General features: G+C 60.3%; 8 protein-coding genes. 6 read left to right on the plus strand and 2 right to left on the minus strand.

Annotated features, from left to right (window positions below; translation table 11 throughout):
* The first annotated feature begins 30 nt into the window (after positions 1 to 30).
* The 6 genes from G485_RS0122300 to G485_RS27830 all read left to right on the plus strand — a co-directional run bounded on the left by G485_RS0122300 (position 31) and on the right by G485_RS27830 (position 10,841).
* Positions 31 to 1,779 (plus strand): methyl-accepting chemotaxis protein, encoded by a 1,749-nt coding sequence (locus G485_RS0122300; RefSeq protein ID WP_027094356.1) that lies wholly within the window; start codon positions 31 to 33, stop codon positions 1,777 to 1,779.
* 73 nt (positions 1,780 to 1,852) lie between these two features.
* Positions 1,853 to 5,557: a non-ribosomal peptide synthetase family protein gene (locus G485_RS0122305; RefSeq protein ID WP_027094357.1), complete on the plus strand. Its 3,705-nt coding sequence runs from the start codon at positions 1,853 to 1,855 to the stop codon at positions 5,555 to 5,557.
* 651 nt (positions 5,558 to 6,208) lie between these two features.
* Positions 6,209 to 7,498, plus strand: a complete 1,290-nt coding sequence (gene hisS / locus G485_RS0122310; RefSeq protein ID WP_027094358.1) for a histidine--tRNA ligase — start codon at positions 6,209 to 6,211, stop codon at positions 7,496 to 7,498.
* Positions 7,488 to 9,326 carry an aspartate--tRNA ligase gene (aspS, locus tag G485_RS0122315; protein WP_027094359.1) on the plus strand — a complete coding sequence of 613 codons (1,839 nt, stop codon included), beginning with the start codon at positions 7,488 to 7,490 and terminating at the stop codon, positions 9,324 to 9,326. Before hisS ends, aspS begins: the two co-directional genes overlap by 11 nt.
* Positions 9,327 to 9,433: 107 nt before the next feature.
* On the plus strand, positions 9,434 to 10,204 hold the full coding sequence (locus G485_RS0122320) for a tRNA threonylcarbamoyladenosine dehydratase (protein WP_027094360.1): 771 nt from the start codon (positions 9,434 to 9,436) through the stop codon (positions 10,202 to 10,204).
* Positions 10,191 to 10,841: a YdeI/OmpD-associated family protein gene (locus tag G485_RS27830; RefSeq protein WP_051318491.1), complete on the plus strand. Its 651-nt coding sequence runs from the start codon at positions 10,191 to 10,193 to the stop codon at positions 10,839 to 10,841. Before G485_RS0122320 ends, G485_RS27830 begins: the two co-directional genes overlap by 14 nt.
* Positions 10,842 to 10,973: 132 nt before the next feature.
* Here the strand turns inward: G485_RS27830 and G485_RS0122330 are convergent, their stop codons facing one another.
* Both G485_RS0122330 and G485_RS27835 read right to left on the minus strand, forming a co-directional pair.
* Positions 10,974 to 11,480, minus strand: a complete 507-nt coding sequence (locus G485_RS0122330) for a ferritin (protein ID WP_027094361.1) — start codon at positions 11,478 to 11,480, stop codon at positions 10,974 to 10,976.
* 184 nt (positions 11,481 to 11,664) lie between these two features.
* Positions 11,665 to 11,949, minus strand: a complete 285-nt coding sequence (locus tag G485_RS27835; RefSeq protein WP_051318492.1) for a hypothetical protein — start codon at positions 11,947 to 11,949, stop codon at positions 11,665 to 11,667.
* Positions 11,950 to 12,000: the final 51 nt, after the last annotated feature.

Genomic DNA, 12,000 nt, shown 5'->3' on the forward strand with positions numbered 1-12,000 from the left:
CAGACACCGGATCCGTCGGAAGTCCACTGCATGAAAAGGTCCATTCGAACTTCCTTCTTTATGAAAAGCCTTTTGTTATCTTTTGTTAACGTTGTTTTAATCGGCGCCGTGCTTATTGCGTCCAGCTATTGGATCGAGAAGAACGTTCTCTTCGATCAGCTTCACGGGCAGATCATCAAAACGACGCAAACCTGGGCCGAAGGGATCAAGACCGAAGAGGTCCAGCAGGCGATCAGCGAAAAAAGCTACGAAGGACCCGTCCAGTCGAGCCTTAGAGCCTACTTGGACAAGGTGAACCAAAACAATCCGAATATCGCGCAAGCTTATATTTTCGGAACCGAATTGGAGGGAGGCAATAAAACTTCGCTGGTGGCGATGCCGACAAGTCTGATGAACGCCTTCAAAGAAGGCAACGTGAATATCGGCGACATGTACGAGCAGCCCCAGGCGGTGGCAAGCGCGCTCGCCAAGATGCTCAAAAGCGGGAAACCGACGTTCACCAGCTTTTACTCGGACGATTTCGGCATCTGGACGACGATCGCCTACCCGCTCAAGAACGCGGACGGGCAAATTTTCGCTTATTTTGCCGCCGACGTCGATGCGAGCGCGGTTCCGAACGGACTGCACAAGCTGCTGACCAACGGTATCCTGATTCTGGCCGCTTTCCTGATTCTCATTTTCCTATTGCAATACTTCGTGACGAGAAGGCTCATCAAGCCGCTGCGGGAGCTGATCCGCGGCATTGAGCAGGTGAGCGCGGGGAACCTGAACGTCGAGGTTCGCACCGGCAAGGATGAGATCGGCATTGCCAACGAGAAGTTCAACGGCATGGTCAGACGGATCAACGAGATGATGGCGCAGGTCCAGCAAGCCTCGCATTCGCTGAACGAATCCGCCAAGAACCTGTACGCCATTACCGAGCGCAACAGCGAGGAAGCAGAGACGATCACAACGAGCATGGGAGAGATCGCAGCGAGCATCGCGAGCCAGGAGCAAGCGGCCAAAGACGGGGCGAGAGCAATGACGGAGATGGCGGTCGTCATTCAGAATATCGCGGAGAATTCTTCCCGGGTGGCCGACGAGGCGACCGTCATGGAGGAGAAGTCACTGCAGGGCAACGAGGCTGTTGAGCGCGTCGCGAACCAAATCGGGCAGATCGAGCAGTTCGTCGCCCGGACCGGGCAATCCGTCAAGCTGCTGGAGAGCCGTTCGCAGGAGATCGGAAATATCGTCACCATCATTACGGGCCTTTCGGAGCAGACGAATCTGCTGGCGCTGAATGCCGCGATCGAGGCGGCCAGAGTCGGCGAGCAGGGCAAAGGCTTTGCCGTCGTGGCCGGAGAGGTTCGCAGATTGGCCGAGCAGTCCAGCGGATCGGCGAACCAAATTACGGAGTTGATCAAGGAGATCCAGGAGGAAATCCGAAACGCGGTCGAGGCTATGGAACAAGGAACGGAAGAAGTAAGGCAAGGGATTGAAATTGTGGCCGATACGCAGCAGCTGTTCAAGGAAATGCTGGAAGCCGCCCGCCACGTCAATACCCAGATCCAGGAAGTGTCCAGCGCCACCGAGGAGATGTCGGCCGGAACGGAGGAGCTGTCCGCTACGTCCGTCGAGCTGTCCGCGTCGGCGGGCATGACCGCGTCCAGCAGCGCCCGGATTGCCGAATCCATCGAGAGGCAGAAGCGGTCGATGGATGAGGTCGTTCAATCGTCCGTCGGCTTGACGTCCATGTCGGAAGAGCTTCAACGTCTTATTCAGCAATTCAAGGTCCGTTGATTCGTTATACCCGTCGATAATCCTGTCCGCAACAATCGCGAATACCTGGAATTTGCACTTCTGGAGGTGCCGGATGATGACATTGAATCCCAGCTTAAACGAACAAGTTGCCGAGTCCGGATCGTACGGCGCGGTGGTCCATTTGCCGCTGGATTATCCGCGCCATAAGAGAACTTACTCCTTTGTGGAAGAGAAGCAACCTCTGGAGGAGCGGCTGAGCCGGACGCTCGATAGGAAGCTGAAGGGCGCGGAGCTCGAAACGACGCTGTCGGCCGTGTTTTTTGCATGGATGCAGCGCTTGACGAACGAGAAGGAGCTGTCGGCAGGCCTGGCCGGCGCGGAAGGCGGGGAGACGGTCGTCTCCCTCGCGCTCGAATCCGCCAACACCTTTCAAGACATCGGCGACCTGATTCGCCAAGCGCTGCCGGCGTCCGGCGGAGGAACCGGCGCGGCATGCGACGCCCGCTTCGCCGTCGGCCGTTCTCCCGAAGCCCGGCAAGAGCTCATCAACTGGCAGATGACTAAACAGGAAGACGGTTGGAGCGTGACGGTTGTCTATGACGCCTCGCTTTTCCGCGCAGAGACGATCAAACGATATATTTTCTACTATCTGAGGCTGTTGGAAGCCGCTTTGGACAATCCCCGGGGGCGATACGCGAGCGTCGATATTTTGACGCCGGAGGATGCGGCCGTCTATGAGCGGACGAACGCCACCGAAGCGGAATATCCGCGGGACCAGACGATCCACGGCATGTTCGAGCGGACGGCGGCGGTTATGCCGGACCGGATTGCGCTGTCTTCGGCAGGGGGCGAGCTCACCTATAGGCAGCTTAACGAGAAGGCGAACGAGACGGCCCGCATGCTGATCGGCAAAGGCCTGCAGAAAGGCGACTTCGTCACGATCTACATGGAACGGAGCCAGGAGCTGATCGTCAGCCTGCTCGGCATTCTGAAGGCGGGCGGCGTCTACGTTCCCGTCGATCCGGATCATCCGGCGGAGCGCAACCGCTACATCGTCGAGGATACGGAATCCGTCTTCGTGCTCACCAAGGAGCGTTACCAGGCCGAAGCGCGGGATTTGTGCGCTCCGATCGCGACGGTCCGGGAGATCATCGCCGTGGACGGGGGCTTCCCCGAGTATGAAGGAACCGCCAATCCGGATGCGGGCGTGAAGCCGCAGGACTTGGCTTATGTCATTTATACGTCGGGCTCGACGGGGAGACCGAAGGGCGCATTGATCGCGCACGAGGGAGTCGTGAACCTGGGCGAGACCGTCCGCCGCGATTGCCGGATCGAGCCGGGCGACGTCCTGACGCAATTCGCGACCTACAGCTTCGACGCCTCGGTGTGGGATACGATCGGCGCTCTTTTTTACGGTGCTACCCTTTACCTGTTGTCTCCGGAGGAGCGCGTATCGGTCGAGGAGTTCGCCCTTGCGGTCGAGAGGACCGGCACGACGATCATCGCCATTCTGCCGACCGTCTTCTTCAATCAACTGTCAGCCTATCTGTCGGAGGAAGGATACCGGAGGCTGGCCAAGGTCAAGCTGATTACGGTGGCCGGCGAAGCGCTGTACGGGGAACAGGTGCGAGCCTTCCAGCGCAAATTCAAGGACGCGATCGACATTGTGAACGTGTACGGCCCGACCGAGTGCACCGTCTGCACGACGACGCACGTCGTTCGCGGCTACATCCCGGACGATCTGGTCAACATTCCGATCGGGCGGCCGATCCGCAACTACAAAGTGTATATTTTGAACGAAGATTTCCGGCTCTGCCCTGTGAACGTGCCGGGCGAAGTGTACATCTCGACGGTCGGTCTGGCCAAAGGATACCTCCATCAGCCCGAGAAAACGGCGGAGGCGTTCCTTCCGAACCCGTTCGAAGAGGGCGGAACGATCTACAAATCCGGGGACATCGCGAAGCTGCTGCCGGACGGCTCGATCGAGTATGTAGGGCGCAGGGACTCGCAAATCAAAATTCGGGGCCACCGGATCGAAATCGGAGAGATCGAAGACAATTTCATCAAAATCCCGAACGTGCAGGACGTCGCCGTCATCGCCAAAAAGGACAAGGACGGCCAGAACATGCTGGTCGGGTACTTTACGTCCAGGGACGGGAGCAAAATGTCTCCGCTCGAAATCAAGCGGCAACTCGGGGAGCGGCTGCCTTCCTACTTCGTTCCGAAATGGATTATTCAGCTTGATCGAATCCCGATATCTCCTACCGGAAAGCTGGACCTCAAGAAGCTGGCTTCTCTCGACGTGCGCGAAGAGCTTCAACCGGAAGGCGAAGCTTACGTCGCTCCCGCAAGCGAGCTTCACCGCCTCATCGCGGACGCCTGGATGGAAGGTCTCGGTCTGGAGCGGGTGGGAATGGAGGACGATTTCTTCGAAATCGGCGGCGATTCCCTGGCGATTATGCACGTGCTTGCGCTGTTGAAGCGGGATTACCCCGGGCTTCGGATCAACGACTTCTACCGGTACCGGACGATTGCGAAGCTGGCGGACCGCATCCGCGAGCTGGAGAGGGAAGCCGCCCCGGCAGAGAATGCCGTCTCCGGAGGAAGCAAAGTTGCGCTGAACGAGTGGCCGGAGACGTTCGGCAACGGATTGACGGAGCTTCGGGCGGATTCGCCTTCCGCCATTCTGCTGACCGGAGCGACGGGGTATTTGGGTTCTCGCCTGCTGTACGATCTGCTGGTGCACAGCGATGCGGACGTTTACTGTCTTGTTCGCAGCAAAGGCGCGCAATCGGGACAAGCGAGGCTCGAGGAGACGATGGTGCATTATTTCGGACAAGCGGCCTTGCCCTTGATGACCGGGCGCGTCGCGGCGGTGGAGGGGGAGCTCGAACGGCCCGGCCTCGGCTTGTCCGAGGAACAGCGGCGCAAGCTGCAAGGCAGAATCGATGCCATCGTCCACAGCGCGGCGGATGTTCGGCATTTCGGGGAAGCCGGGCAGTTCGAGAAGTCGAATCTGCTGGGCACGAAGCATCTGATTGCGCTCGCTCAGGAGGCGGAACGCCCGATCCGGTTCCATCATATCTCGACGCTGGGCATTCCCGAGGATCTCGCTTTAAGCGGCCAATGGGAGAGCCTGAGGGGCGAACGAAGCTTCCCGGCCGATGTGCGGGTGGACAACCTCTATACGAACAGCAAGCTGGAGGCGGAGAAGGCGCTGTTCGCCGCAGCCGACCGGGGGCTCTCCGTCACCGTTTACCGGGTGGGCAACTTGTCGTGCCACTCCGAGAGCGGAAGCTTCCAGCGCAACATCGACAGCAACGCCTTCTACCGGATGTTCAAGGCGATGCTGCTGCTCGGCAAGGCGCCGGAAGCGGATTGGGAGGTCGACTTCACCCCGATCGATTACGCGGGCAAAGCGATCGTCCATCTGGCGCTGCGGTCCGATACGGCCGGGCGGGTATTCCATATTTGCAACCCGGAGACGATTCCGTACGCGAAGCTCGTGGAGGCGATCCGGAGCTTGGGGTACAAGGTGGAGACGATGCCGTTCGCGGCTTATTCCGATTGGCTGCTGCGCTCGAACCGGGATCACGACCCGGAGGCGTTGAAGCTGGCGATCGCACAGCTTGAAGGCGACGGCGCGAAAAATTCGAATTACCGTTACGGCTGCGAATCGACGGCGGCTTATCTGGAAGGTTCGAGCATCCATTGTCCGGCACCCGACGAAGGATTCATCCGGCGGATGTTCAGTTACGCGGCGCATATCGGCTATTTGCCGAAGCCGGAGAAGATCAGGCAGCCGATTCCGGTCTAAACGGCAGCTGCCGGGCTTCCGCAGGCGGGCAATCGGCGGGCTTCCGCGAAGCGTTCGCCGGGCGGCGGCGGACAACGGCCGGAATCGGTGCGGCGGCGCAATCGGGCGACGCAGTCGCGGATGTACTCGCGGATGCACTCGCGGATACACTCGCGGATTGACATGGGCCTCCTTGGGGGATTACAATAAGAGTTACACGACCTAAATCGGATTCGATGACGGGAAGGAGTACTCCGGCTCCACATCTCCAGAGAGGAAGGCCTTCGGCTGCAAGCTTTCCGTTGATGACCGGACGAACGACATCCCCGAGAACCTCGCGCGAACGGCTTCCGTGAACGGCGGAGGCATCAGTAGCGCGAAGGCGCGGCCGGGCGTTAACCGGTTCAAGTGCGATTGCCGAGCGGCTCAAGCGACAGGAGCCGGGCGGGCGATCGAATGACGGGTGGCACCGCGGGAGCAGCAAGCTTCCGTCCCTGACATGCATACAGACGCATGTTCGGGGACGGGAGCTTTTTTTACGATTCAGAGTCGATAAGGTTCACGTTTATTCCTGTCTGAATCGTCTCCGCCAAGCTTCTTCGCCGTCCAAGGACGCCGAAGACGTGTTGGCTTGGATGCTTGGACCGCATGACTAGAAGGGGTGAATGAACGATGAGGTTCCAGAAACCGCCGGGCACGCAGGACGTGCTTCCCGGCAACGCCGAGACGTGGCAATTCGTGGAGCGTACCGCGAGAGAGCTGTGCCGGCGTTTCCACTACCGCGAAATTCGCACGCCGATCTTCGAGACGACGGAACTGTTCCAGCGGGGCGTCGGCGAGACGACGGACATCGTGGAGAAGGAGATGTACTCGTTCGAAGACCGGGGCGGCCGCAGCATGACGCTGAGGCCCGAAGGCACGGCGGGCGTCGTCCGTTCTTACGTGGAGAACAAGCTGTACGGGGAGCCCGATCTCGCCAAGCTTTATTACATCGGCCCGATGTTCCGGTACGAGCGGGCGCAAGCCGGCCGCTACCGGCAGTTCCACCAGTTCGGCGTGGAGGCGATCGGCTCGAGCGATCCGGCGCTTGACGCGGAAGTGATCGCGCTGGGCTACAGCTTCTATAAGGATGTCGGCATCAAAGGCGTCACGGTCGAGATCAACTCGGTGGGCACGCCGGAAGTGCGGGCGGCGTTCCGCGCGAAGCTGCTCGACTTCCTGATGCCGATGAAGGATAGCCTTTGCAAGGATTGCCAGTCCCGTATGGAGCGCAATCCGCTGCGCGTGCTCGACTGCAAGGTGGACCAGGCGAAGTTCGAAGGCGCGCCTTCGATTCTCGACAACCTGGACGAGGCGTGCGAAGCGCACTTCGCCCGCGTGCGGGAATGTCTCGACGCGATGGAGATTCCTTACCGCATCAACCCGCGTCTCGTTCGCGGCCTCGATTATTACACGCACACCGCGTTCGAGTACAAGGCGCAGGGCATCGGCTCCATCGACACGGTCGGCGGAGGCGGCCGCTACAACGGTCTCGTGGCCGATGTCGGCGGGGAAGACCGCCCTGGCGTCGGGCTCGGGATCGGCCTCGAACGGACGGTGCTGCTGCTCGAGAACCAGGGCGCCGTTCCGGAAGCCGGCTCGCCGGTGGACGTGTACTTGATCGCGTTGGGCGAGCGCGCGGAACGGGAAGCCCCGGGACTCGCGTACCGTCTGAGGGAAGCCGGGCTCGCCGTGGAGCGGGACTACCAGGGCCGCAAGACGAAGGCGCTGTTCAAGGCGGCGGACCGCGCGGGCGCGGCGTTCGCGGCCATTCTCGGCGACGACGAGCTGGACCGCGGCGAGATCGCCCTCAAGAACATGGCCACGCAGGAGCAGCGGCAAGTGCCGCTGGCCGGGCTGGCGGACACCATCAAGTCATTGATTACCGAACTTGGAAAAGGGGAAGCTCAACATGATGCTTAAAAATCACGATTGCGGAACGTTAACCAAACAGCAGGTGGGAGAGACGGTCGTTCTGAACGGCTGGGTCCAAGGCTGGCGCGACTTCGGCGGCATCCTGTTCATCGATTTGCGCGACCGCACCGGCATCGTGCAGATCGTCTTCAATCCGGAATTTTCCGGCAAGGCGCTGGAGATCGGCAGCCGCGCGCGCAACGAGTACGTTCTGGCCGTCAAAGGCAAAGTCGTCGAGCGCGACCCCGAGACGTTCAACCCGAACATCGCCACGGGCGAGATCGAAGTGCAAGTTCACGAAGTCGAGATCGTGAACAGCGCCAAGACGCCTCCGTTCCCGATCGAGGACGGGGTTGAAGTGGACGAAGCGCTTCGCCTGAAGTACCGTTATCTTGACCTGCGCCGCCCGGAGATGCAGAAGACGCTGCGTCTTCGTTCGAAAGCGACCAAAGTGTTCCGCGACTTCCTGGACGAGCACGGCTTTATCGACGTCGAGACGCCGATTCTGACGAAGAGCACGCCGGAAGGCGCACGCGATTATCTCGTGCCGAGCCGCGTCCACCCGGGCGAGTTCTTCGCCTTGCCGCAATCGCCGCAGCTGTTCAAGCAGTTGCTCATGATCGGCGGCATCGAGCGCTATTACCAGGTGGCGCGCTGCTTCCGCGACGAAGACCTGCGCGCGGACCGTCAGCCGGAGTTCACCCAGGTGGACATCGAGACGTCGTTCTTGTCCCAGGAGCAGCTGCTGACGATGATGGAAAATCTGATGGCCAAGCTGTTCCGCGAGACGATCGGCGTCGAAATTCCGACTCCGTTCCAGCGGCTGACCTACCACGACGCCATTCACAAATACGGCTCCGACAAGCCGGACCTGCGCTTCGGCCTGGAGATCGTGGATGTCACCGACATCGTCAAAGACAGCGACGTGAAGGTGTTCGCGTCCGTCGCCGCTTCCGGCGGCGTCGTCAAGGCGCTCAACGCCAAAGGCTGCGCGAACTGGAGCCGCAAGGAGCTCGACGACCTGCAGCCGTTCGCCGCCCGCTACGGCGGCAAGGGCATCGCCTGGATTACCGTCAAGGACGGCGAATGGCGCGGCCCGATCGTCAAGTTCTTCAAGCCGGAAGAGATCGCGGCGCTGACCGAACGGCTGAACGTCGAAGAAGGGGACCTGCTCACCTTCTCCGCCGACAAGCTGAAGACGGCCGCCGACGTCATGGGCAATCTGCGGCTCAAAGTCGGCCGCGAGCTCGGCCTGATCGACAACAGCCAGTTCAAATTTCTGTGGGTCGTCGACTTCCCGCTGCTCGGCTGGGACGAAGAAGCGAAGCGTTGGGTGGCCGAGCACCATCCGTTCACCCGCCCGCGCGACGAGGATCTGCCGCTGTTCGATTCCGATCCGGGCGCCATCCGCGCGCAAGCGTACGACATCGTCCTGAACGGTTACGAAGTCGGCGGCGGCTCGATGCGGATTTACCGGCGCGACGTGCAGGAGAAGATGTTCGCCGCGCTCGGCTTCTCGATGGAGGAAGCGAAGGAGAAGTTCGGCTTCTTCCTCGACGCGTTCGACTACGGCACCCCGCCGCACGGCGGCATCGCGTTCGGTCTGGATCGCCTTGTCATGCTGCTCGCCGGACGGACGAACCTGCGCGAGACGATCGCGTTCCCGAAGACGGCCAGCGCCACCGACCTGCTCTGCGACGCGCCGTCCGCCGTGACCGATCGTCAGCTTGACGACTTGCATATCCGCCTGTCGGCCAAAGCGCTGGCGGCCCAAGCCAAGACGGCCGAGTCCGCGCAAGCTGCCGCTCCGGCGGAAGCGCCGGCCGGCCAGGCTTAAGACTCAAGACTTAAGACGACCATTCACGGCAAGCGCCGCGCTCCGGCTTGATCTCCGGCGCGCGGCGCCTTTCCGATTCCCCCTGCTAAGGAGTTGAACGGTTACTCATGCTGCACCAATTCTCTAGGACGGAATTGGCCATCGGCCCGGAAGGTTTGGAGATCCTGAAGGGCAGCACCGTCGCCGTGCTAGGACTCGGCGGCGTCGGCTCGATCGCGGCCGAAGCGCTGGCACGCTCCGGAGTCGGACGGCTGATCCTTATCGACAAGGACGTCGTGGACATCACTAACGTCAACCGGCAGATTCACGCTCTGACGACGACGGTGGGACAACCGAAAGCCGACCTGATGCGCGACCGCATCAAGCTGATCAACCCGGAATGCGACGCGATCGCGCTCCGCATGTTTTATACCGAAGAGACGTACGAGGAGCTGTTCAAATATCCGCTCGATTACGTCATCGACGCTTCCGATACGATCTCGTACAAGATCCATCTAATCAAGCAATGCCTTCAGCGGGGCATTCCGATCATCTCGAGCATGGGCGCCGCGAACAAGCTGGACCCGTCCCGGTTCGAGGTGGCGGACATCTCGAAGACGAGCGTCGACCCGATCGCCCGTGTCATCCGTCAGAAGCTCCGCAAGGAAGGCATCAAGAAAGGCGTCAAAGTCGTCTTCTCCAAAGAGGAGCCGATCAAGCCGCGCGAGGACGTGACGCAGCGCATCGTGCCGGATACGGCGCCGAAGGAAATACGCAAGGCGCAGCAGCCCCCTTCCAGCAACGCGTTCGTGCCGCCGGTCGCCGGCCTCATCATGGTTAGCGTCGTGTTCCGGGAGCTGATCGAGAAAGGCATGCAAGCCCGCGATGCCCATGGATGAAGCGCTCGTTCGCAAGCTGAAACTTCCGCCTTCGGGCAAAATCGCCGTCATGCTGCCGCCGGAAGGGTTTCTGGAGGCGATCGGACGGAGCGGCGCGGAATCGGAGCCTTCGGGCGAGCCCGGCACGTACGATTACGTGCAATTGTTCGCGGACAGCGTTGCAGCCGTCGAACGGTACGCCCCGGATGCGCTGAAGGCGGTCAAGCCCGACGGTCTGCTCTGGATTTGTTACCCCAAGGGCACGTCCAAGCTGAAGACGGATCTTAACCGGGACAAAGGCTGGGAGACGGTGACCGCCGCCGGCTGGGAAGGCGTCTCGCTCATCTCGATCGACGACACGTGGTCGGCGATGCGATTCCGTCCCCGCGGCGCTTCCGGGCGATCGCGTCCGTCTCCGGCCGATCGCCGCCAGGCGGGCGCGCCTTCCGCGCCGATTCCGACGCCGGACGATCTGGAACGGGCGCTTGCCGCCAATCCGGAAGCCGCCGCCTTCTTCGCCAAGCTGGCGCCTTCGCACAGGAAGGAATACGTCAATTGGATCGTCGAGGCGAAAAAGGCGGAGACGCGGGCCAGCCGGATCGAGAAAACGGTTGAGAAGCTGCAGGCGGGCCTGAAGCGTCCTTCGGACAAGCTGTAAGTCGAGCGCTCCGCGGCCGGCGACTGAGCATGAACGTTTCCGCTCGTTGCAATAGCGGTGCAAATTGAAAAGGGTTGAGACCGGCGAGCGTCCTCCGGTTTCAACCCTTTTCTCTTCGCCAACCCTGCCCCGCTATTCCGCTTCCGGCGAGAACGTGCGCTTCGCGAGCTCCGCGTCCAGCATATAAAACACGTTGCTGTCGCGATCGATTCTTCGCAGCTTCTGGATGATGCCATCGAAGGTCGCTTCCTCCTCGACCTGCTCGTCGATAAACCATTGCAGAAAATGGATCGTCGCGTGCTCGCGCTCGGCCCAGGCAGCATCGGACAAATCGTAGATCCGTTTGGTCACCGTTTGCTCGTGGGCGTAGGCGTGTTCGAACGTCTCCAGCAAGGAGGCGTACTCGTTCTGCGGATTGTCCATGCCGCTGACGACGGCTCTTTGGCCCAATCGGTTTATAAAGCGGAAAATTTTCATCGCGTGAAATTTCTCTTCCTCGGATTGCACGAGGAAGAAGTTCGCAAAACCGTCGTAGCTCTCGGAGGAGCAGTAGGCGGCCATGGCCAGATACACCTGCGAAGAATAAAATTCGTAGTTCATCTGATCGTTCAGCTTGTCGAGCAAGGAAGGGGTTAACATTCGGGAACACCTCTTGGCCTTAGTGATCGAACAAGTAAATGATTCCACCGGGGCAAAAAAATAACCGCTCTTCAGCGGCCGTCAATGGGCTCCCGAAAAGCGGTATCGGTTAAGGTCGGTGAATCGTTTTGACTTGATCGAGATGGATAAAAGTTGCTGGAACCGTCGGCGGTGACCAGTTCGATCAGATTGCTTTTGAGCCTTCGAACTTTTTCAACTGTTGATCGAATGTTCGCGCAAGCGACGCGGGTGTCGGGTTGATCGGAAATTTCTCCTGTTCCATGGCGTAAGGCGTCGTTTCGGGATCGTACGGGATCAAAATTTTCAGATGCCGCATGGACACGTACAGAGTTCGGAACATGGGAGAGTAGAAGACGAAAAAGTCGTTCATGATGCTGGTGACGTAACCGTGCACCGAGCGGTTGCCGACAATGTTCAATTCGGCAAACATGCCTTTGGTGTTCAGCAAAACTTTGCGATACAGCTCCGTCGTCGGATATCAAAACGATGATGTCGGTGC

Source organism: Cohnella thermotolerans DSM 17683, from assembly GCF_000429825.1.
GTDB lineage: Bacteria > Bacillota > Bacilli > Paenibacillales > Paenibacillaceae > Cohnella > Cohnella thermotolerans.